This window comes from Streptomyces sp. NPDC002619 (assembly GCF_042889305.1).
Taxonomy (GTDB): domain Bacteria; phylum Actinomycetota; class Actinomycetes; order Streptomycetales; family Streptomycetaceae; genus Streptomyces.
Genome location: NZ_JBIAQV010000038.1, coordinates 1 through 21,357, shown reverse-complemented (window position 1 = coordinate 21,357; position 21,357 = coordinate 1). Strand labels below are relative to the sequence as shown.

General features: G+C 68.2%; 18 protein-coding genes and 5 pseudogenes. 14 read left to right on the top strand and 9 right to left on the bottom strand.

The annotated features are described in order from the left end of the window. Positions 1 to 7 precede the first annotated feature (7 nt). Together ACFYXB_RS36090 and ACFYXB_RS36085 are read right to left on the bottom strand one after the other, a co-directional pair. Positions 8 to 883, bottom strand: a pseudogene (locus ACFYXB_RS36090) (IS5 family transposase). 383 nt (positions 884 to 1,266) lie between these two features. Continuing rightward, a complete protein-coding gene (locus ACFYXB_RS36085) occupies positions 1,267 to 1,509 on the bottom strand; it encodes a hypothetical protein (protein ID WP_389589256.1) in 243 nt (80 codons plus the stop codon). Between the two features lie 61 nt (positions 1,510 to 1,570). Here ACFYXB_RS36085 and ACFYXB_RS36080 point away from each other — a divergent pair. From ACFYXB_RS36080 to ACFYXB_RS36065, 4 genes and pseudogenes are all read left to right on the top strand, one after another. Continuing rightward, a pseudogene (locus tag ACFYXB_RS36080) lies at positions 1,571 to 2,022 on the top strand (transposase); the annotation flags it as partial. A 115-nt stretch (positions 2,023 to 2,137) separates the two neighbouring features. Continuing rightward, positions 2,138 to 2,905, top strand: a complete 768-nt coding sequence (locus tag ACFYXB_RS36075; protein ID WP_389589255.1) for a TetR/AcrR family transcriptional regulator — start codon at positions 2,138 to 2,140, stop codon at positions 2,903 to 2,905. After that, complete coding sequence (locus ACFYXB_RS36070; protein ID WP_389589254.1) at positions 2,892 to 5,354, top strand: SpoIIE family protein phosphatase; 2,463 nt, start codon at positions 2,892 to 2,894, stop codon at positions 5,352 to 5,354. The genes ACFYXB_RS36075 and ACFYXB_RS36070 overlap by 14 nt, the downstream gene beginning before the upstream one ends. A 1,010-nt stretch (positions 5,355 to 6,364) precedes the next feature. Beyond that, positions 6,365 to 6,535, top strand: coding sequence for a hypothetical protein (locus ACFYXB_RS36065; RefSeq protein WP_389589253.1), 171 nt, complete (start codon positions 6,365 to 6,367; stop codon positions 6,533 to 6,535). A gap of 283 nt (positions 6,536 to 6,818) precedes the next feature. On the opposite strand, the pseudogene ACFYXB_RS36060 reads toward ACFYXB_RS36065, so the two are convergent. Continuing rightward, positions 6,819 to 8,082: pseudogene (locus ACFYXB_RS36060) on the bottom strand (RNA-guided endonuclease InsQ/TnpB family protein). A gap of 65 nt (positions 8,083 to 8,147) precedes the next feature. Here ACFYXB_RS36060 and tnpA point away from each other — a divergent pair. After that, entirely contained in the window at positions 8,148 to 8,546 is a 399-nt protein-coding gene (gene tnpA / locus ACFYXB_RS36055; RefSeq protein ID WP_389589295.1) for an IS200/IS605 family transposase, read from the top strand. A 608-nt stretch (positions 8,547 to 9,154) separates the two neighbouring features. Here tnpA and ACFYXB_RS36050 read toward each other — a convergent pair. Then, positions 9,155 to 9,283, bottom strand: coding sequence for a hypothetical protein (locus tag ACFYXB_RS36050; protein ID WP_389589252.1), 129 nt, complete (start codon positions 9,281 to 9,283; stop codon positions 9,155 to 9,157). 226 nt (positions 9,284 to 9,509) lie between these two features. Further along, complete coding sequence (locus ACFYXB_RS36045) at positions 9,510 to 10,568, bottom strand: sulfite oxidase (protein WP_389589251.1); 1,059 nt, start codon at positions 10,566 to 10,568, stop codon at positions 9,510 to 9,512. Positions 10,569 to 10,703: 135 nt separating this feature from the next. Here ACFYXB_RS36045 and ACFYXB_RS36040 point away from each other — a divergent pair, with 135 nt between their 5' ends. Beyond that, a complete protein-coding gene (locus tag ACFYXB_RS36040) occupies positions 10,704 to 11,051 on the top strand; it encodes a DUF202 domain-containing protein (RefSeq protein ID WP_351362858.1) in 348 nt (115 codons plus the stop codon). A gap of 40 nt (positions 11,052 to 11,091) precedes the next feature. On the opposite strand, the gene ACFYXB_RS36035 is transcribed toward ACFYXB_RS36040, so the two are convergent. Both ACFYXB_RS36035 and ACFYXB_RS36030 read right to left on the bottom strand, forming a co-directional pair. After that, on the bottom strand, positions 11,092 to 11,955 hold the full coding sequence (locus ACFYXB_RS36035) for an NAD(P)-dependent oxidoreductase (protein ID WP_389589250.1): 864 nt from the start codon (positions 11,953 to 11,955) through the stop codon (positions 11,092 to 11,094). A gap of 290 nt (positions 11,956 to 12,245) precedes the next feature. After that, positions 12,246 to 12,509 carry a hypothetical protein gene (locus ACFYXB_RS36030; protein ID WP_389589249.1) on the bottom strand — a complete coding sequence of 88 codons (264 nt, stop codon included), beginning with the start codon at positions 12,507 to 12,509 and terminating at the stop codon, positions 12,246 to 12,248. Between the two features lie 297 nt (positions 12,510 to 12,806). Between ACFYXB_RS36030 and ACFYXB_RS36025 the strand changes: the two genes are divergently transcribed. The 8 genes and pseudogenes from ACFYXB_RS36025 (at position 12,807) to ACFYXB_RS35990 (ending at position 19,652) form a co-directional block, all read left to right on the top strand. Then, positions 12,807 to 13,334 (top strand): Fur family transcriptional regulator, encoded by a 528-nt coding sequence (locus ACFYXB_RS36025; RefSeq protein ID WP_389589248.1) that lies wholly within the window; start codon positions 12,807 to 12,809, stop codon positions 13,332 to 13,334. A 131-nt stretch (positions 13,335 to 13,465) separates the two neighbouring features. Beyond that, on the top strand, positions 13,466 to 14,728 hold the full coding sequence (locus ACFYXB_RS36020; RefSeq protein ID WP_389589247.1) for a SpoIIE family protein phosphatase: 1,263 nt from the start codon (positions 13,466 to 13,468) through the stop codon (positions 14,726 to 14,728). 117 nt (positions 14,729 to 14,845) lie between these two features. Beyond that, positions 14,846 to 16,039, top strand: coding sequence for a PP2C family protein-serine/threonine phosphatase (locus tag ACFYXB_RS36015; RefSeq protein ID WP_389589246.1), 1,194 nt, complete (start codon positions 14,846 to 14,848; stop codon positions 16,037 to 16,039). An 83-nt stretch (positions 16,040 to 16,122) separates the two neighbouring features. After that, the gene (locus ACFYXB_RS36010; RefSeq protein ID WP_389589245.1) at positions 16,123 to 17,109 is read left to right on the top strand and encodes an NAD(P)H-dependent flavin oxidoreductase; all 987 of its coding nucleotides are present in this window, start codon (positions 16,123 to 16,125) and stop codon (positions 17,107 to 17,109) included. A gap of 174 nt (positions 17,110 to 17,283) precedes the next feature. Next, positions 17,284 to 17,406 (top strand): annotated as a pseudogene (locus ACFYXB_RS36005) (IS5/IS1182 family transposase); the annotation flags it as partial. Between the two features lie 151 nt (positions 17,407 to 17,557). Next, entirely contained in the window at positions 17,558 to 18,433 is an 876-nt protein-coding gene (locus ACFYXB_RS36000) for a PhzF family phenazine biosynthesis protein (protein WP_389589244.1), read from the top strand. Between the two features lie 181 nt (positions 18,434 to 18,614). Beyond that, the gene (locus ACFYXB_RS35995; RefSeq protein ID WP_389589294.1) at positions 18,615 to 18,881 is read left to right on the top strand and encodes a transposase; all 267 of its coding nucleotides are present in this window, start codon (positions 18,615 to 18,617) and stop codon (positions 18,879 to 18,881) included. A 74-nt stretch (positions 18,882 to 18,955) separates the two neighbouring features. Beyond that, positions 18,956 to 19,652: pseudogene (locus ACFYXB_RS35990) on the top strand (VOC family protein). 389 nt (positions 19,653 to 20,041) lie between these two features. Here ACFYXB_RS35990 and ACFYXB_RS35985 read toward each other — a convergent pair. Then, positions 20,042 to 21,007: a hypothetical protein gene (locus ACFYXB_RS35985; RefSeq protein ID WP_389589243.1), complete on the bottom strand. Its 966-nt coding sequence runs from the start codon at positions 21,005 to 21,007 to the stop codon at positions 20,042 to 20,044. Beyond that, a complete protein-coding gene (locus tag ACFYXB_RS35980) occupies positions 21,004 to 21,228 on the bottom strand; it encodes a hypothetical protein (protein WP_389589242.1) in 225 nt (74 codons plus the stop codon). The genes ACFYXB_RS35985 and ACFYXB_RS35980 overlap by 4 nt, the downstream gene beginning before the upstream one ends. Positions 21,229 to 21,357: the final 129 nt, after the last annotated feature.

Below are 21,357 nucleotides of genomic sequence, written 5' to 3'. Positions count from 1 at the left end.
TGGCCAGTCATAGCCACTCGTTGATGGCCGCGACGAGGACGGTCGCCTCGTAGCGGACCGCGAGCTTGTCGTACCGGGTGGCCACGGCGCGGTGCCTCTTGAGGCGATTGATGCCGCACTCGACCGCGTGCCGAGCCTTGCAGTCCTGTGGGTCGACCTTCGGCGGCCGGCCGCCGCGGAAGCCGAGTTTCTTGCGGGTGCGGACCTGGTCGGCCTTGTCGGGGATGGTGCAGCGGATGCCGCGCCGCCGCACGTAAGCGCGGTTCATCCGGGATGCGTACGCTTTGTCGGCGCGCACCCGATCGGGTCGGGTGCGCGGCCTGCCCGGCCCGAGACGCGGGACACGGACCTTGTTCAGGACGGGCTCGAACTGCGGGGAGTCGCCCCGCTGCCCGGCCGTGATCACGATGGACATGGGCTTCTGACCCTGTTCGACAGCCAGGTGCAGTTTGGTGGTCAGGCCGCCGCGCGAGCGCCCGAGGCCATGGTCGTCCGGTTCGATGCTGACGCCGCCAGGTGGCTCCTTCTGCAGCTCCCCTTTTTTCCTCGCACCGGCGGCGTGCCGGTGGGCTCGGCACACTGTGGAGTCGACGTTGATGTCCCAGGTGATCAGCTCTTTCGCGTCGGCCCGGGCCTGGAGCGCGGGGAAGATTCGATGCCAGGTGCCGTCCCGCTGCCACCGGCGGAACAGGTCGTACACCCGGCCCCACGGCCCGTACTCGGCGGGCAGGTCCCGCTACGGGATGCCGGTGCGGACCCGGAACCGTATGCCGTCGATCAGCTGCCGCCTGGCCCACGTCGGCGGCCGTCCGGACTTCATGCCCTTCGGCAACAGCGGTTCCAGCACTGCCCATTGCGCGTCCGTCAGATCTCCACGTGCCATGAACCAAGATCATCCCACGTTCAAGATCCACTTTCGATACGCACCCTAGCTGACGTGCGAACCCGGGGCCCAGCCTGTTTGCAGCGGGATGTCTCGGACCAATGGAGTTGAGCTGGTGGAGTGATGGGCAGCGGGCCGATAGGAAGCCCCGACAGGTCGTTGCGCCTCGGTCTTCAGGGATGCGTGACCGCAGATCTGTCTCGGCGACTGGCAGGCGGACCCGTGGGTCGGATGGAGGGACTGCGGTCACACACGACGCTCGACGCTCGGGAACTCCCCCACAGCCCACACCCGTCAACCGCCTGTCGGCGACCGTGGGTGGACGATCACGAGTGCGGGCACGACACCAGCCTCACCCAGGACTGTGGCGGGGGTACGCCCGGCTACTCCGCGGCAGGGTCTTCCTGCGCATGCCGCACCGCCGCCTTGACCGCCCGCTCCAGCTCGTACCTGTTCACACCGGCCGCTGCCGCGTGCTTGGCGATCGCGAGCTGCACCTTCTCGGACGCAGCGCACCACCGGCCGCTCTGCGCCTCGTAGTCCTCGCCCTTCAGACCGGCCAGCTTGGCGCGCTCCTCCTCAGCGGATCGTTCCAGAATGATCAATTCATCCGGGATATCTGCCATGACCGGATCTTACGCACGCACCGCGCCATGCCGACCATCGGCCGCAGGACATGGCTTCGGCTCTGGCATGACGTGCCAGAGACCGCTGCGGGACTGGAACGAAGCCGGTGTCTGGCAGCGGCTGCACGAAGTCCTGCTCGCCGAGCTGAACGCGGCGGCGAAGCTCGACCGGTCTCGCCGCGTGGTCGACTCCTGCCATGTCAGGGCGCTAGAAGGGGGAGCCAAACGGGCCCGTCGCCGGTCGATCAAGGCCCGGCCGGCTCGAAGCACCACGTGATTGCCGATGGGCGCGATACTCCGCTCGCGGCGCTGCTGACCGGCGGCAACCGCAACGACGTCACCCAACTGCTGCCCTTGCTCGACGCGATCCCGCCGGTCCGCGGCCGGGTTGGCCGTCCCCGCCGGAAGCCGGACTCGCTGTTCGCCGACCCCGGTTACGACCGCGACATCTACCGAGACCAGGTCTGTGATCGCGGCATCGTGCCGGCGATCGCCCGGCGCGGAACACGGCACAGCCTTTGGCCCGACAGTCGCGGCGACGCGTACAGGAGGACCCAATATCACCCAGCCAAGCTGAGTAATCATATCGAGAGGATCAATTTAATAGTAACAGCAGTAATATACCCACATGAGGACGTCGGCTGCGCGGACGCGGGAACGGATCCTTCACGCCGCAGCGGATCTGTTGGCCCGCGAAGGTCGTGCGGCTGTCTCGACGCGGGCGGTGTGCGCTGCGGCCGGGGTTCAGCCGCCGACGCTGTATCGCCTGTTCGGTGACAAAGACGGATTGCTCGACGCGCTCGCGGCCTACGGGTTCCAGCAATACCTCACCGAAAAGCAGGCCCTCGGGGAAACCGACGACCCCGTCGCGGATCTCCGCCGGTCCTGGGACCTGCACGTGGGGTTCGGCCTTTCCCGGCCGGGCTTCTACGTATTGATGTACGGCGAAGGACGATACCGGGGGGATTTTCCAGCGGGGCTGGAGACCATTGCGATCCTGCGCCGGAACCTTGCCCGGGTGGCGGCTGCCGGACGGCTCCGTATGAGCGTGGAGCGCGCGACTCAGCTCATGCACGCCAACGGGCTCGGAGTCGTGCTGTCTCTGATCTCGACGGCGCCGTCCGAGCAGGATCTGGAACTGTCGACGGTCGCGCGCGAACACGTACTGCGAACGATCACTACCGTAGGTGACGACGAACCCCAGGCGCCGAAGGACGTCGCAAGCCGAGCCGCGGCCCTGCGCGAGAGCTTGCGCAACAACGGCACCATCGCCGTCACGCGATCCGAGAGCGCGCTGCTGGCCGAATGGCTCGATCGCATCGCCGATACGGGCCAGCCGGGCCCTGTCGTCTCAGCAACACCCGGCACAACGGAGGACCGCGATGCTCACAGATGACGACGTGGAGCCGATCACCGCGCAGGGAGCGGGGCAGTCAGCCGGGCAGATGATCGGCGCGGCCATAGCGGTGGTCGACGGGGAGGGGATGGTGGTCGGCTGGACGCAGGCTGCTGAGCGACTCATCGGCTACTCCGCCGAGGATGTGGTCGGCCACTCCGCCGTGGAGGTGCTGGCGGCAACCGAGGACAGCTCGAAGGCATCGGCGTTCGCGGAGCGGTGCCGTATCGAGGGCGGCTGGTCCGGCCTCGTCGGTCTCCGTCACCGCGACGGCGGCCGAGGGGATGTGAACCTGCGGGTCGCCCCGCTGTCGGGGCAAGATGGGCGGACCCACTGGCTCGTCTCCGCAACCGGCATGACCACCGGCTCCTCATCACCGGTGAACGGACTGGGGCTGGAGTCACTCCTCTCCAGTGCCCCGATCGGCATCGCCGTCCGCGACCCGGAGTTGCGCTGCACCTGGGTGAACGACGCCTTGGCGATCCAGGACGGCATCCCCCGTGAAAAGCGGCTGGGCCGACGCCTTGGAGAGGTGCTGCCGGGATGCGAGGCCGAAGCTGTCGAAGCGGTGATGCGGGGGGTCTTGGAGACCGGCACCCCGACGGTCGACCACGAATACCGGCTCAGCCTGCCGACGGACCGACGCCGGGAACACGCGTTCTCGACCTCCTTCTTCCGTCTTGACGACGCGGAAGGACGCACGTTGGGCGTGTGCGCCATGGTCGTTGATGTGACGGACCGTCAGCGGGCGCGAGAGCGGCTGGCCATCCTCAGCGAGGCCGGTACAAGGATAGGCAGCACGCTGGACGTGATGCGGACCGGGCAGGAACTCGCCGACTTCGCCGTGCCGCGCTTCGCGGACTTCGTCACCGTCGACCTGGCGGAGTCGGTACCGCTGGGCGAGGAATCGCTGGCCCGGCTAGGTGCGATGGGCGGCCGAATACCGGCCTTCCGCCGAGCGGGCATGGCGTCGATCCACGAAGGCATCCCGGAGTCGATCTGGCCGCTTGGGGAGCCAGTCCTCGTTCCCGCGTCCTCGCCCTTCACCGATGTCCTGACCTCTGGCAGACCGCACCTGGAACCGGTGCTGGACACCTCTCCCGGCACGTGGCTGGATCAGGACCCGGGGCGGGCGGACAGGATCCGCCAGCACGGGATGCATTCCTTGATGATCGTGCCGATCCACGCCCGCGGGGTGGTGCTGGGTGTGGCGGTCTTCGTCCGTACCGCCGATCCCGCGCCGTTCGACACGGACGATCTGCTCTTCGCCGAGGAACTGGTCAACCGCGCTGCGCTGTCATTGGACAACGCTCGCCAGTACGTTCGCGAACGCGCCGCGTCCTTCGCGCTGCAGCGCAATCTGCTGCCACGCCGACTCACGGGCGGGGCAGCCGTCGAGGTGGCCTCCCGCTACCTTCCCGCGGACACGGAGGACGGCGTCGGAGGTGACTGGTTCGACGTCATCCCTCTGTCCGGCGCCCGGGTGGCACTGGTCGTGGGCGACGTGGTCGGGCACGGCATCAACGCCGCAACGACCATGGGTAGGATCCGCACGGCGGTGCATACGCTCGCGAACATGGACCTGCCCCCCGACGAGTTGCTGGCCCACCTCGACGACACCATCTCGTATCTCGCCGAGGAAGACCTCGACGCCCCGGACCGGACCGTCGCATTCGTGGGCGCCACGTGCCTGTACGCCGTCTACGACCCGGTCACCCGACGCTGCACGATGGCACGAGCCGGGCATCCTCCGCCCGCCATCATCTCGCCGCAGGGCGAGGTCACCTTCCCCGACCTCCCTTCCGGCCTGCCGCTCGGCGTCGGCACGGCCTCCTTCGAGGCCGTGGAGCTGGAATTGCCCGAGGGCTGCGTGCTCGCCTTCTACACAGACGGAATGATCGAGACGCGTGACGCGGACATCGACGCCGGGATGCACCGCCTGGGCACCGCCCTGGCACAGCCGGGCCGCCACCTGGAGGAGCTCTGCTCGACCGTGGTCGCCACCCTGCCGACCCGAGCACCGTCCGATGACGCGACTCTGCTCCTGGCCCGGACACGCGCTCTCAGTCCGACCCAGGTCGCCTCGTGGGAGTTGCCGTGCGATCCGGCCGTCGTCAGTCACGCCCGCACGTTGGCCGCCAACCAATTGACCGAATGGGGACTGGAGCATCTTGCGCCCAACACCGAACTGATCGTCAGCGAATTGGTCACCAACGCCATCCGGCACGGCGTGGGCCCGATCACCCTGCGCCTGATCCGACACCACGTGCTGGTCTGTGAGGTCTCCGACGCCAGCGACACCGTCCCACGCCTGCGTCATGCCCGCGCCACCGACGAGGGCGGTCGAGGCCTGTTCCTCGTCGCCCAACTGTCCCACCGCCGGGGCACCCGCTACACGGCCAGCGGCAAGATCGTCTGGGCCGAACAGGAACTGACTGGCGCGATCTGAGCACATCTAGCTGAGTCCGCTTATGGCGAGGCCCCACGGACACTATGGCTATCGCGCTGCTCCTGCCCGGTCCGGACGAGTCCGCCGAGGCATGCCCCTGCGCCCCCTGCGTCTCAGGAACGGCAGGCTCTCCAACACCAGGCCACTGGAGATCAAGAACAGCGCCGCCATCGGGACGAGGCGGTCGGCAAGGAGAGCAAGGACCAGCAGCAGCGTTCTGTATGTCCAACGTGGATAGTCGGGGACCGGAATGTGCAACAGGGCCACGGCAGCCGCACCGGGATGCGCCCGGAACGGGCGCCCTGTGCTGCTCTCGTTCGTCTCGCGATCCGCGGGCGCAACTGGCGCAGTGCCGCCAGGAGCGCCCTGACATCCTCAACGACTTCATCGCCGGAACCGGCTCGGGTCGATTTTCCGGCGTCTCCCGGAAAAGCCGAAGTCAGTGACCCGAGTGGCGGCGCCGCGGTCACTTTCGGAGAGTGGGAACCATGAACCGTCACCGACGCCCACGCCAGCTGGCCCCGTGGATCGCAGGCGGTGTCGCCGTGCTCGTCCTCGGCGGCATCGGCATCTGGGCGTTGGTGGCGCCGCACGGCACACCCCGTCCGACGCCGTCGGGCCAGGCACAGCCCACGTCGACGCACACGCCGGAACCTACGCCGACGGCGACGCCCCGCTCCCGGCAACCGTCCCCGTCACCGTCCAGCAGGCCGTCCCAGGAGACGCCCCGGAGGACGACGCCTGCCCCGTCGCCACCGCCGAAGCCGATAGCGACACGCCCTTCAACACCTGAGCCGACGGCGACGGCGACACCCAAGCCCACATCATCGGCAACACCCCCATCGCCCAAGGCACCTGCGCCACCCACGTCACCCGCACCGAGGCCGACATCAACGCGGCCTTCAACACCGAAGCCGACAGCGACGACGGGCCCCAAGCCCACATCGGCATCACCCACGTCACCCAAGCCAAACGCGTCGCCTCCGTCACCGCAGCCGACGCGGTGGTACATGAGCACGGCGGCAACAGCTGCTGCTCAGCGCATGGCCGCCGCTGGAGTGGTCGGCGACCCCACCTGCTCGATGGCGGCCGTCGGCCAGCCGGATCCCGCGCTGCTCCCAAGGGGCCTCACGTCAGTGGGCACCGGGCGGGCCGGCAACTACTGGTGCCTGATCTGGTAGCGCCTCGGAGCGGTGCGCGGTGACCGCGCGCCCCCTGCCCCGAAGGCGGCCGACACCGACGCAGCGGCTCCCGGGCATGAGCAGGAGGCCTGTGCTGTCCGCGCTCCACCGCTGGAAGGCCGGCCCGGCCAACTATCGAGCATGATGAGCTCGACGCTCTCGGTCAGGGCGCTGTCAGCGCCGCTGACACCTGTGGCAACCGGATCCACATCGCGACACAGCCGCAGTTGCGCCGCTCGATCGGCGCAACCCAGGGGGAACGGATTCCGCCAACGACCCGTTGCTAAAGCGACGGGCTTGCAGAGCGGGCGCCACTGGTTGTGGTGCTGCGCTTGCGTCCTGTCCCGCGCCCCGGTTTCGGAGGTGGGTCTGGGGCGGTTGACTGCGCCCCGCGTCGCCACAACTCTTCCGCGCGAGCACGGATGTTGCGGGAGCCGTTCCGATCCGCGTGATCAACGAATCCGCAGGAACGGCACGCGAACCACGCCTGGGAGACCCGGTTCGCCTTGTCGATGTGGCCGCATTCGGCGCAGGTGCGCGAGGTGTACGCCGGATCGACGTACACCACCGGCACTCCCGCCTTGCGGGCCTTGTACGTGATGAACTGTCCGAGCTGGTGAAAGGCCCAGGAGTGCAGGGTGGCCCGTTGGGGCTTGCGAAGCCGTACCCGCTCACGAATACCGCCCAGGTCCTCCAGGGCGATTCCGCGTCCGGTGCTCCCCCACTGCCTTAAGGGCGTGGGAGGTGCCCCCAGCCTCGGCCACCACATGCTTCGCGATCTTGTGGTTGGTGTCCCGTGCCCGCCGTGACTCCTTGCGTCGCCGCTTCTTCAGCCGGCGCTTGGCGGACGGGGTGTTCTTCTTTTGCAGCTTGGTCCGGAGCGTGCGTTCGCGCAGCCGTCCCCGGTTGAGTGCGCGCCCGGCCATGATCTGACCGTCCGAGGTGGTGGCGATGTTCACGATCCCCAGGTCAATGCCCAGGAACCCGTCCGGATCGGCATTCTGCTCGGCTTCGGGGATCTCGCAGGTGGCCTGCAGAAACCACATGCCGTCTCGATAGAGCAGGTCGGACTCGCCCTTGCGGTACAGGGCCGGACGGGCCAGCTGCTCCGGGGAGGCGGTGAACGCCACGCCCTTCGTCCGCCCCGACAACGTCCAGATGGAGATGGTGCGGTCCGGGATCTGCCAGGACAGCATCCGGTCGTCATAGGGCTGCGCGCCCTCGAGCCGGAAGGCGATCGGCTTCTGCGTGGCCCGCCGGTAGCGCTTGGACCACGGCTTGCCGAGGTTCCCGGCCTTCGCATTCGCCGCCAGTGTGCGGTAGGCGTCGCAGGTCTTCTTGATGACGTGCTGGGCGGCCTGCGCGCCCAGCCCCCACCGTTGCTTGATCTCGGTGTAGGTGTGCTCGCGCAACGCGAAGTTCCGCTTCACATCCTTGGCGAAGGCCACCTCGGATACCCAGGACCCCGCCTCGTTGCAGGAGTGCAGGGTCGCCTCAAGTGCCGCCGCCTGTACGGGCGTCGGCAGGAGCTTGACTTGCACCACCATTTTCACCCGGCCAGGCTAGCGTCTAGCATTGGCCTGTGTCACCGAGATGAGAACCAAATCCCGGTATACACAGGGGACGTAGCGTCGTTTACACTCTGCACGCGCATTTGGTCTTCACCACGAAGTACCGTCGCGGAGTCTTCACCGATGATCTCCTCGCACGCTGCGAGGAGATCATGCGGGACGTCTGCGCCGACTTCGGCGCCGAACTGACCGAGTTCAACGGTGAGCGGGATCATGTGCACCTGCTGGTGCACTACCCGCCCAAGATCGCCCTCTCCCGGCTGGTCGGCTCGCTCAAGGGCGTCTCCGCCCGCCGCCTGCGCCAGGAGTTCCCCGATCACATCCACCGTTTCCTGTGGGGCGACCACTTCTGGTCCCCTTCCTACTTCGCCGCCTCCGTCGGCGGAGCCCCTCTCTCCGTGGTCAAGGAGTACATCGAGAACCAGAAACGCCCCGACTGAGGCGAGAGCACTCTCCGGATCCGCCGGACAGCCTTACGGGCGCTCCGCGCCCGAATCCCGGGATACTGCGACGCTCCGCGTCGCCACCACACGATGCGATTCCTCCCAGGCGTAAACGACTCCGTTGGGAAAGGGACGTACCGCCGGCCGTGGTGGTCACTTTGGCTCACGGACCCGCAGGTCAAGTGATCCACTCCCAGCCAGAGTGCGAGCCGGGATGCCCGCCCTGTCCTTTTGCCAACGGAGGCGTAAACGCCTGGGGTTCCTCGCAAGAGTCTCGCTGAAGCACGTGCAGTGATCATGGCCGAGTGGCTTACTGGATGCCCCAGCGGTGCGGGTGACCGGGATCTTCGGGGCAGGTGAAGATGTTGAGTTCACCCCAGCGGCCCACAGTGACCTGGGGCCGGCCCGGCGGACTGGTGCGTGGGCAAGTCCTGTTCTTCCAGCGGTTTCCAGCTGCCGCTGCCGCCGTCCCATTCCGTGCTGGCGATGGTCCATGGCAGGTCCATCGGTGTCGCGGAGGGCAGGCAGTTCATGGGCGACGGGTCCGTGGCGTGCCAGGTGGCTAAACCGCCCACTCGCGAGCCCGGTGGGATGGACAGGTCGTACTAATAACCCAGCGGCGCTGCAGCATCGTCGTCCCTCGACTGCTCGGCCTCCTCCAGGGCCTCTTCCCAAGCATCGATCCGGTCGCACAGGTCCTCCGGGAGGAGGCCGGCGGAGGAGTAGGTCGCCACTTGCTCCAGATACTCTGAGTGCCCGTGTCACTCGTTTGGGCCTTCGTGGTCGCCGTTCCGCACCGGATAACCGACTGCATCCACAGGGGTCCTCTGGAGCGAAGCGGGGCGGCGACAGGTGATGGCGGAACTGCGCATCTTTGCTGTAATGCCTGTTTCCAGCAGCAATAGCTTGGCGTGCGCTCGCCCCGGGGGCTATCTCCGAACCTCATCTGGCTCGTCCGGTTCAGCGAGAGCATGTGACGTGCAGGCGGGCCCATGAGTTGTTGGCGTACCCCCTGGGGTTCCAGACGGTTGCTGGCGATTCGGGCTGTACGGCCGCGGTGTCGTCCCAGGCGCGGGCGACGAGTTCCATCGTGCCTGGGGGCAGAGTGAGTGTGGCGTGCCAGTGCTGCCACGTCCAGGGGTTTTCCGCTGTGTCCAGATCGGCGTGGATCCACATGTTGCCGCCGTCAGGGGATACGTCCACCCGCGCTACCGTTCGGTCATCCCCGGCGAAGGCAAAGCCCGTGACCTTGGTCGGCCCGGACGGCAGCTGGGCGTCTTTTCCGGGCTGCAGGATGGCGCAGTGGATGGCGACGGGGCCAAGGGTGATGCCGTCCCCCGGTCCGGCCGTGCGAGGGTCGGCTTCGGGGGGCAGGATGCTGTATTCAGCTTGGAAGTAGTTGTCGGTCGGTTCGGCTTGTGCGGTGATGCGCTGGAGCCATTTGACGCTGCGGGCGCCGATCCAGCCCGGGACGACCACGCGTAGTGGAGCCCCGTGCGCGGTGGGCAGTGCCTGGTCGTTCATCGTCCAGGCCAGGAGCACTTCGCCGGCGGTGGCTTTCGCCGCCGGGATGGAGGCGCCGAAGGGCTGTGGTGGGTCGGTGTCCTGTGACACGTCGGCGCCGGTGAAGGCGATGTGGGTCGCTTGCGCCTGCAGCCCGGCCGCGGCCAGCACGTCTGCCAGGCCCGCTCCGCCCCAGCATGCGGTGGAGACGGCTGCGGGGCCCCACGGGACTTGACCAGGTATGTCGTGGAACTCCATCAGGTCGGCGCGGCGGTTGCCCGCGCACTGCAGTGTCGCCACCAGGTTCCGCTCGGGGAAGAGGCGCTGCAGTTCGTCCAGGGACAGCTCCAGCGGGTTCTCGACCAGGCCGTCTACTCGTAGCCTCCAGCTTGCCCTGTCTATGAGGGGGAACGGTCCGTGATTGCGGCCGTAGAAGGTGTCCAGGGGGGTGACCTGGCCCACGAGGGCGCCAGGAGGCGGCTCGGCGTTGTACGGCTCTGTCTCGTGAACGATCATATCTTCCCGTTTGCCATATATGCCCATATTGGATCTATGCTCTACTTCCGCCCAAGCGACACCTCCTGCCCCCTCGGATTCGGTGGCAGCGGCACAGTGCGCATTGCTGCGGCGCCCGGAAAGGAGAGCGAGTCCATGGGCAAGGTGCACGGTGGGGACGACACAGACCCGTCCCACGCCCGGGACCATCTGGCGAACGAGCGCACGTACCTTGCGTGGCTGCGTACATCCGCGAACGTGATGGCGCTCGGACTGGCCGTGGCCAAGTTCATCGAATACGGCCACACCCGGTCACTGGCCGCGGGGACTCTGCTGATGGCTGTAGGAGCGGCCGGGCTGGCTTACGCCGCGGTGCGCTACCGGAACGCCGCAGCCGATATCCGACAGGAACGGCTGAGCATCGCCGGCCGGACCGGAGGACCACTGGCAGCAGGCGTCGTACTGACCGTCGCACTCGCTACCGCCCTGCTCCTGCTGTGGTGACCCTGGTACCGCCTGGGCGGGATGACGAACCGCAGGCAGCCTATGACGGCGGCTTCCTGAGGTAGTCGACGGCGGCGAGGTCGTCGTTGTCGTGGCCGGCTGCGGCTGTTGCTGCCAGGCGGTCTCGGACGACCTGGAGCAGAGGGCTGGGGGTGGCGGCTGCCGCGGCCAGTTCGATGTCCTTCAGGGCGAGCTGCACCGCGAATCCGGGCGCGTACGAGGCGTCGTCCATGGCGCCTACTTTCTGCAACTCGTACGGCATCGCGAGCGGGCCCGCCTCAAGCACCCGGACGAACGTCGCGTGGTCGACCCCGAGAGCGTCGCACAGCGCGAGGACGTCGCTCATGACGACCGTTGAGGCAGCCATCCAAGCGTTGATCGCGAGCTTGACGGCGCTGCCTTCGCCCCCCGTCCCCACGTGGAGCACGGAAGAACCGAGATCCTCGAGCAGGGGACGCACCCGCGTGAGGACGTCTGCGGGGCCGGCAACCAGCCAGACCAGCTTGCCCTGCAGAGCGGGAGCCGTGCTTCCCGAGACCGGTGCGTCGAGGTACGCAACACCACGATCACGAGCCAAACCGGCCAGTGCGGCGGCGTCCCGTGGCCCTACCGTGCTCGCCTGCACCCATACGGCTTCACTGTCGAGCCGACCGATGGCGTCCGACATGACCTCCGCCACCGCATCGCCGTCACGGAGCACAGTGATGACGACGGGCGCGCCGGAGACCGCATCGCCCACCGCCCGCACAGCCGTGACCCCGACAGCGTGCTCCGCCACTGCACGGGCCTTGTCCTCCGTGCGGTTCCACAGCCGGACCTCATGGCCGGTATTTCCGAGCCGCGTAGCCATCGCGGCGCCGAGTGCGCCGGCTCCGAGAACAGCCACGGTGGAAGCGTGAGACATGGAGAACCGTTCCTAATCAGTGCGCAGGAGTGAGTCCTGGACCCACATCCTGGTACTGCGCGCATCCCGAACGGTTGTGGACGCGCTGGTCGCCCGCGTTCTTTCATGTGTCCCTGTCCGGGGTGGTGCATCGTGTGCACGGTCCGTGACGGGGCGGCGGGTTTCCTCACGCCTGCGGGTGCCCGGTCCGGCCTGGACGGTCCGATGCCCGTACCCATCGCTCTGGTGAGTACGGGGCGAGGAAGGCAGTGCCCTTCCCGAATAGCAAGCGCACCACACCGCAGGGCGTCTCACCGCCCGGGCGGCGCACGGCGCCCGAAGACGCGCAACTGTACGTAGCCATGACTTGTGATGCCGTAGAAAATCGGCAGCAGTATGAAGATCACGAGTGCCAGGACTGGCGTGGTCACCACGCCGGCGGAGACATACAGCAGGGCCCCGACCAGGGCTCGAAGGCGCTCACCGAGGAAGAAGCGCTCCTCCACTCTGGCGTCGAGGAGTTCCGGGTGGCGGAAGAGCGCGCGGAAGAAGATCACCCGGCTGCCCCACAGCATGACTCCGATCGGCGCATAGAGCGCGACCGCTACTCGGCCCGGCCGGCCGCATCACTGTCGGCCACGCCTCTGGTGGCCAGTCCCGCAGGACGTGACCGCCCTTGCCACCGGGACGCACGCCGTCTCGGCAGGCCTGCCCCGGTCGGCACTCCGTGAGAAAAAGGCTAGAAGCTAACTTTCCTGACATGACTCTATTGCCTTGATTTACTCCAGAACGTACCTTTAAGACAGGCAAGCGGAACGGAACCCTCAGCGATCTGCGGCAGGCGAGTTCAGATGGATGGTGCATTCAGGCCCATGACTGAATCCAACAAGCCCTCGGTCGGTTCTGCCCCTGCGGATACCGATCCTCCAAAGACGCAGGAGGCGCAAGAGTCCATGGTGCGAGCGGCGACCCGGTTGCGCGAGGCGCAGCTACGGGTGACGGCGCAGCGCATGGCCGTGCTCACCGCCATCGAGGAGTTGTCCGGGCATCCCGATGTCGAGGCCATCCGGGCCGAAGCGCAGACGGTACTTGGAGGGTTGTCCCTACAGGCCACATACAACGTGCTGCGCGTGCTCACGGACGTCGGCCTGGTTCGCTGCACGCAACTCTCCGGCCATCCAGCCCGCTACGAGACGGAACGGGCCGACAACCACCACCACTTCGCGTGCCGGATCTGCGGCGACATCACCGACACCGACTGCGCGATTGGTGCGGCTCCGTGCCTTCAGCCCCGCCTGCCCGAGTCCTACCAGGTGGACGAGGCGGCGGTGACCTTCTGGGGAACATGCCCGGGCTGCGCCGGCGCCGCCGAACAGCCCGACGGGCGGGATCACCAGTGATCCCCGCCCGGCACCGGTGTCGACCGCTGCGACGAGTCCTGCGCCTCCCACGAGCACGTCGCCTTCGTTGCGCCCCTGCTGACTTGGCGCGCGCACGAGTCGTCCGGGAGACCAAGGCCCGCTACCTCACCGTGGTCACCCTGGCCGTCCGAGGCGTCATTGTCGGCCTCGTTGACCGGTATCGGCGGGCCGATTCGGCTCCGTGCGGTTTGGGCGATCGGCGGGCCGCCGCCAGATTCCCGGCCCGCGCAGCGCGATGTCTCGGCATCGTCCGTGGCCGCATCCAGGAGCGCACCCCCGCCCGGCTCCTGCAACGACTCCTGCTCCCCGAGGTGCTTCCGTCCCTCGGCGCACTGGAGGCCGCCCAGGGCCATGTGCCGGTGGAGGGGGCCGGCGGAGAGTGGTTCGACGTCATCCCGCTGCCGGGCGCACGGGCGGCCCTGGCGGTTGGCGTAGCAGAAGGACAGGGCGCTGACGGTGCGGTCGGCATGAGTCAGCTCAGAGCCATGATCATCGCGCTCGCCATACAGGATCTCGAGCCCGACGAGATACTCGCCCGCCTGGACGACGTGCTGACGCGCCTGGGGCGTGAACAGACGGCGGCAGGCCCGCGCTCCTTCGACATGCGCTGCGCCGGGTCCAGTTGCCTGTATGTGGTGTATGACCCCGTTACCGGGCACTGCACCGCCTCCGGTGCAGGCTCATCGCAGCTTGTGGTCGTCCTCCCGGACGGCGGCGTGACCGCACCGGTTCTGACCTCGCATCCGCCGCTGGGCGCCACCGGCCATCCTTTCCAGCCCGCCGCCGAGGTTGACGTGCCCTCAGGCAGTGTCCTGCTCTTGTGGAGCGGCAGTGCTGACGAATCGCACCCCGGTCCGGACACGGCCGTGGAACGGCTGAGCGAAGTGGTGGGCCGGAACGGACCGGATGTGCGGAAGATCGTTGAGAGTGCCGATCGTGACGTGTTCCCGGGCCATGAGTCGGCCCTGTTGGTAGCCCGCACACGGGTGTTGGACCCCAAGAGCGTTGCCAGCCTGGCCGTGCCGTCCGACGCCCCCGCAGTCGCAACCGCCCGCGCCTGGACCAGCCGTCAGTTGACGGCATGGACGCTCGACGAACTCGCTTTCACGACCGCCTTGGTCGTCAGCGAACTCGTCACCAACGCCATCCGCTACTCCAGCGGGCCGGTGGAACTCCGCCTGATCAACGACGACCACACACTCATCTGCGAAGTCTCCGACTCCAACAGTACGGCTCCCCATCTGCGGAAGGCGAACCCGAGCGACGAAGGCGGCCGCGGCCTGTCCATCGTCAGCGAACTCACGCAGCACCACGGCATGCGCTACACCGCTCGCGGCAAGACCGTCTGGACGGAACAGACCCACCCGGCATGAGCCCGCATCACGGCAGTCGCAACCCCCCCTTCGCTGATCCCCTGGTGGCCGCGGGCATCGCGGTCCCCCGTGATGGGAGGTGGTGCAGTTGACCGCTGTCCCCAAGGAGCTGAAGACATGGGCGTGCAAGTCAACGAGTCCACCGCAGCGGGCACCATCACCCTTCGGCGGCTCAGATGGCTGACCACTAGGAGGCGGCTGCCTCACTGGATACGGGGAGACGGCCACCGGTTCGAGCCGATGTTCGCAAGCCCTCTGCTGGTGATCGCACTGGCCACAACGGCGGACCTCCTCACGCCCCACCTGATGTTCAATCGATTGCTCGGGGTAGCACCGGCGCTGGCCGCCGCCATGTGGCCGGTGGCCGGCACGCTGGCCATCGGACTGCTGGCTCTGCTGGACGCCATCGCGCTGGCCTACGCCGAGCATGCGCTGGGACAGACACCCGGCGTGTTCACCTTTCTGGCCATCGCGGCAGTCACGCTGGCCGCCGCCTACGCCAGTTGGGTACGGCAGTACCGGGAGCGCGTGCTGGCCGAAGTCCGCACGGTGGCGGATACCGCGCAACAGGCGCTGCGCCCCCCGCTCCCGAAGCACCTCGGGGCCGTCGACGTCGAGGTCCTGTACCAGGCGGCCGCCGCGCACGCCCGGATCGGCGGCGACTTCTACGAAGTGCGCAGTACCCCGCACGGGGTGCGGATGATCATCGGTGACGTACGCGGCAAGGGGCTTTCGGCCGTCGAGGCCGCCTCGGTGATGCTCAGCTCGTTCCGGGAGCACGTTCGCGATGTGCCCGATCTGCCGTACCTCGCAGCGCGGTTGGAGACGAGTATGGGGGAGCACTGCAAGGAGGTCCCTGGCGATGATGTGCTGGAGCTTTTCATCACCGTTGTGCTTGTTGAGATCCCCATAGGGGAGCCCATCGCGCGCCTGGTCAACTGCGGGCACCCCGCGCCGCTGTTGCTGCACGAAGGCGGGGTACGGGAGGTGGAATCCAGCGCGCCGTCACCGCCCATCAACATGGCCGCCCTGCTCGGTGACCGCTATCAGGTCGACACCGTCCCCTTCACCGTAGGGGACCGCCTGCTGCTGTATACCGACGGCATCAGCGAAAGTCGCGACTTCACGGGCACTTTCTATCCGCTCACCCAGCGCGTGCGCCGATGGGCCTCGGCCGAACCCCGCCAACTCCTCGACCACCTCCATCGTGACGTGCTTGCCTACGTCTCGGGCACCCGCGACGACGACCTCGCGGCCCTGATCGCCGATCGCATCGACCTGGGCGACCGGGGGCCTCGCCGCCGTCCTTGACGGACCGTTGCCTGGGTCCGGTGGATGCTTGTCCCGCTGCGTTGCTAGTAGGTCGGCTTCGCCATTTTGGCTAGCGTTGACCCATGTTGCTTACGAGATTTACCGAAATGTTCGGTATCACTTACCCGGTGATGGCGGCCCCCATGAGCTTGCACAGCGGCGGGACACTCGCCGCCGCGGTTTCCGCTGCCGGCGGGCTCGGCTCCTTCGGGGGTACGCATCCCTCGAAAGGGCCTGACTGGATCCGCGCGGAGATCGCGACCATTCGCGCCACGACGGACCGACCGTTCGGAGTCGGCTTCATCACGCCGTTCCTCCCCTTCACCGAGCCGCACTTCGACGCCGCGCTGGAGGAGCGACCAGAGATCATCGCGCTGTCGTTCGCCAACCCCCAGCCGTGGCTTGCTCGCGCCAAGGACGCGGGAGCCCGGGTGATGTGCCAGGTTCAGAACTATGGTGACGCGGAGTCGGCCGTCGCCGCGGGTGCCGATGTCCTCGTGGCGCAGGGTACCGAGGCCGGTGGCCACACCGGGACGATGGGTCTGCTGCCGTTCCTGGCCGGGATCGTGAGGCGTTATCCCGCCGTACCGGTATTGGCCGCAGGGGGCATTGCCGACGGTCGAACACTCGCAGCGGTCCTCACCGCCGGTGCGGACGGCGCCTGGCTGGGCACGGCGTTTCTCGCCACGCCCGAGGCGGTCGAGGTACACGATGTCCACAAGCGCCTGATCGTCGAGAGTGACGGCAGCGACACCGTATGGACGCAGACCTACGACATCGTGTCGGGGCTGCCCTGGCCGGCGACCATCGGCGCACGCGTCCGCCGCAATCGGTTCACCGATGAGTGGTCAGGGCGTGAGGCGACGCTGCGGGACCGCCAAGAGGAGTTCGCGCCTGCGGAAGACATCAACCCCTTCGAGGCCCCACCCGACCTCGACACGAGCGAGATCCTCTACGGCCAGTCGGCGTTCTTCATCGACGCCGTCCGCCCCGCTGCGGACGTGGTCCGGACGATCAGTGACGAGGCCGAGGCCATCCTGGCCTCGCGGCCTCGATCCCTGCTGCGCTGACTGAGAGTGTGAACGGTAAAGCTGGTCTGATGGGCGGCCTCTCCCCCGGTGGCATCCGGTCGCAGATCAGGCCGCCTACGGCTGGGGAGATCCATTGAGCATGAGCCATGGTGTCCCACGCCCGCGCGGCGCGCACCAGTTGACCGATGGCCTGCCGCAGGTCCTCCCCCAACACGCCGCGCCACCGTGCTCGATGCCTTCTTCGACCCCGCGGACACGATCATCACCGTCCGTAGCCTCATCCGACAGTCCTGGACCACCCACCGCTGGGACAACCGCCCGAGGCGACGCCCGTGAACCCGTCTGTCGGCGCACAGGCCCAGTTCGGGAAGGGGCAAGGTGGTCTTGTCGATGTGAGATTCCGCCGCGTGGGCCCGCCGCAGACGCCCATCCCCGCCTCCACCCGCGTCCAGGAATAGCCGCGGGCCCGCCCCGCGTTGCCGCGAGCATGACGACGAATGCGCCGCGGCCCGAGGTGCTGCGATACACCGCCTTCTCCAGCGCCCCCGACGGCGGAAACCCCGCCGGCGTCATTCTGGACGCCACCGCCCTGGACGACAGTGACATGCTGGCCATCGCCGCCGACCTCGGATACTCGGAGTCCGCGTTCCTGACCACGCCCCCGAAGGGTCTTGGGGGCCAGGAGGGGCGGGCGTACACCATCCGTTACTTCAGCCCCAAGGCCGAGGTGCCGTTCTGCGGGCACGCCACCGTCGCGGCCGCCGTCGCGCTCGCCGAGCGGATAGGCCCCGGGGAGTTGGTGTTCGCGACGCGTGCTGGCACCGTGCCTGTGGAGGTGGCCGACGAGAGCGGGACGGTCCGGGCCACGCTCACCAGCGTCGAGCCGCACATCGAGGAGATCGCCGACGCCGACCTCGATGAGGCGCTCGCCGCGCTCGGCTGGCCGGACGCCGATCTCGACCCGGCCTTCCCGCCGCGTATCGCGTTCGCCGGCGCCCGCCATCTCGTTCTCGCGGCGGCGACGCGCGCTCGCCTCGCAGATCTCGCGTACGACTTCGCGCGCCTCGAAGTCCTGATGCACCGCTTGGACCTGACCACGGTCCAGTTGGTGTGGCGGGAGTCGGCCGCCGTCTTCCACGTCCGTGACCCGTTCCCCGTCGGCGGCGTCGTCGAGGACCCGGCGACCGGCGCCGCGGCCGCCGCGTTCGGTGCGTACGCCCGTGAGCTCGGCCTGGTCCCCGAGGACGCTGTCCTCACCCTGCACCAGGGCGAGGACCTGGGCCGCCCTGGCGAGCTCACGGTGACGCTGCGCGCGGGTGACAAGCGCGTCCGTGTAAGCGGCGCAGGAACTCGCATCAGCTAAAGCGTCAGCCATGAGGCCAGTGCAGGCGCAGGTCTCCCAGTGGTCACAGAACGCCCCAATTCCATGATCACTAACGAGCTCGTCAGGCCCATGCCTCTTCTACTCCCAGAGTGCTCCTTCGGGCCTATCCGCGCGAGCACACAGGCAGTTTCGTTTGGATCAGTCGGTCGTTGGTCCGGGTGTGCCGATAACAGACAGGCACTGGGCACGAATCGAGCCGTTACTCCCGGACCGGACGCCGAAGTGGGGCGGCCGATGGCGCGATCACCGGGAGGTGATCGACGCGATCGATTTCAAGTTCCAGACCGGAACGCAGTGGGTCCACCTGCCGGAGAAGTACGGCAACTGGCAAGGCGTCCATAACCGGTTGCGGATGTGGGCCGTCGACGGCAGCTGGGAGCGGGTCTTCACCGCACTGCTGCCCAGGCCGACGCCGATGACGACCTGACGGTTTCCGGATGGCCGCGGTCCGGGGTGGGGATTAGCGTGGTGAGGGGGACCGATCCGGCCCTGGGGAGCACCATGAAGATCGACAAGCCGGTGATCGGAGGCCCCTGCTGGGCCGAGCTGGGAACCAGCGATCTGGAGGGCGCCAAGCGGTTCTACACGGAGCTGTTCGGCTGGCGTCCGCAGACAGATCCGCGTCAGGAGGCCGGCGGCTACACGGTCGCGCACCTCGGGGACGCGGCGGTCGCTGCGCTGACCCCGCTCTACCAGGAGTCCCAACCGGTCGCGTGGAACGTATCGTTCGCCGTCGCGGACGCGGACGCGGCGGCACGGAAGGTGGAGGACGCCGGCGGCACAGTGATCGTCGGCCCGATGGACGTGTTCGACGTCGGTCGGTTCGCTGTGGCGCTCGACCCGACGGGAGCGGCGTTCCAGATGTGGCAAGCGCGGGCCTTTCCGGGCCCGGGACTTCTACACCACGGTCTTCGGCTGGACCGTGCGCGCCTCGGCCTGGTACACGCAGTGGGGCATCGACGGCGCGGACTTCGGCGGCATGCTCGCGATGGTCGACAAGTATCCTCCCGAGGTGCCGCCACACTGGCTGCCGTACTTCGCCGTGGAGGACGTAGACGCGACGACCGGGGTGGCGGCACGGGCGGACGGTTCCGCCGTCATGGAGCCCACCTCCATCCAGGACGACCTACGCATCGCAGTACTGCGGGATCCGCAGGGGGCCGCGTTCGGCATCCACACGGCGCGGGACGAGGGCTGAGCGCGGACCCCACGCAGCCAGAAAGCAACCCCCGGCCGGGGTCTGTCCGCCGATCAGCTCCGGTGCCGTGTCGTCACTGCCGTAGACAGCATCGGCAGTCATCCGGCACGCGGCGGGCGGAAGATCGGTCACCGTGTGCAGGTGGGTCTGGGCTGCGTCGTAGATGCAGACCGGGAGCCGACGGCGCTCTGCGCGAAAGTGCCGTAGTCGGCGCCGACCCGCCCGGCCAGCCGAAGCGCTCGCTGTCAGCGCCCTGACCGGCGGGCCCGTCGAAAAGGCGTCAGTGCGACGCCGGCGGCAACCTCATCGACACCGCGGGCTTCCACACCGCCAGTGACAGCGAGGCGATGCTGCCACCCAATTCGCGAACGTCCACACGGGGCCGACTTTCAGCCTCTGGAGGAACTTCCGCCGCGTACCAGTTCGCTCGGGAGCGGTAGATTGCGCAGATAAAACTGGGCCAGGTCGTCCCACATCCGGCGTTCCTCGGCGGGCTCCGTCACCGCCGCGAGCTCGAGGTGGCGGGGCAGTTCGTAGCGGTGAAGATCGAAGACCACAGCGATTTCCTGGCCGTAGGCCGTCGCCGCCTCGAGGGATGCACGGTAGGCGCCCCAGGCCAGGGGCCAGGCGAGCAGGGTGAGGGCAGCCAGGGTGCCGGAGCCCCCCGCGAGGAGGAGCGCGAGGGGCCAGACCGTGCCGAAGGCCATGGCCAGGCCGAGCAGGGTGACCGTGACGTCGAGGGCGGTGCGGGCTGCGGTGACCCGGGCGGTCGCCTCGGGTGAGAGGAGCGGCAGCAGCCGGGGCCAGATGACCACCGCATCGATTCCGTACCGTTCCAGCGGATAGAACTCCGCGGCGCGCAGGCGGTTGCCGAGGGCCGTGGGCAGACAGCCGTCGGCGAGGCGTGGCCGGGGCGGGTAACGCGTGGACAGTTGCGTGGCCAGGGCGGAGGCTCGGATGTGGCGCTCTGCCGTGTGCAGCTCCGCGATCTGCTGCCAGTGCGCCTCGGCGGTGCGGCGATGTCGCTCGGTGCGGCGCTCGCGCAGGCCGCGCAGCAGTGCGGTCTCCGGCCAGTAACCCTCCAGGAGCCGTAGGAACGGCAGGTGGAAGAGGGCCAGGAGATAAGCCGCGCCCACCAGACCGAGCACGATCCACAGAGCGGCAAGGAGCTGTCCTGATGCGCTGTATTGCTGCCAGGCCCGCAGTGCGTCTCCCGGTGTGCTGCCGGTGGCAGCAAGCGCGACGCCGCCCGAGGCTCCGGCCGCGAGGAGCACGGGCATCAGGACGGCGAGCAGAAAGCGGGAGCCCAGGATCCGTTCGGCGCTACCGAGGCCGACTTCGAGAAGGGTGTTCACTGAGCCTTCCGAGCCATCAGGTCGCCGTAGCTGCAGCGTGGTGGTGACTCGGGGTCGTAGTAGTCGATGACCTGCTCCTCACCGTGTTGCTCGCAGTGGAACAGCAGCGTAGTGAGGACCTGTCCGGGCAATCCGGACGCCCCCCAGCTGTCCCGGTCCGGCGCGGTGTGCTCATCCTGCGGCGTGGCGGGGGCTTCTCGCCGGTGTTCAGCCTCGTTCATCGGGAACCTCCGAGGAAACCCCTGCCTTCGGGCAGGGGAGGAATCGGACTCCTGCGGGGCAGGGCAGGGAAAGACGGATCGCCGCCAGGGCGATCCGGCGTCCGCTCCCGACGACCCGTCAGGCAGTCA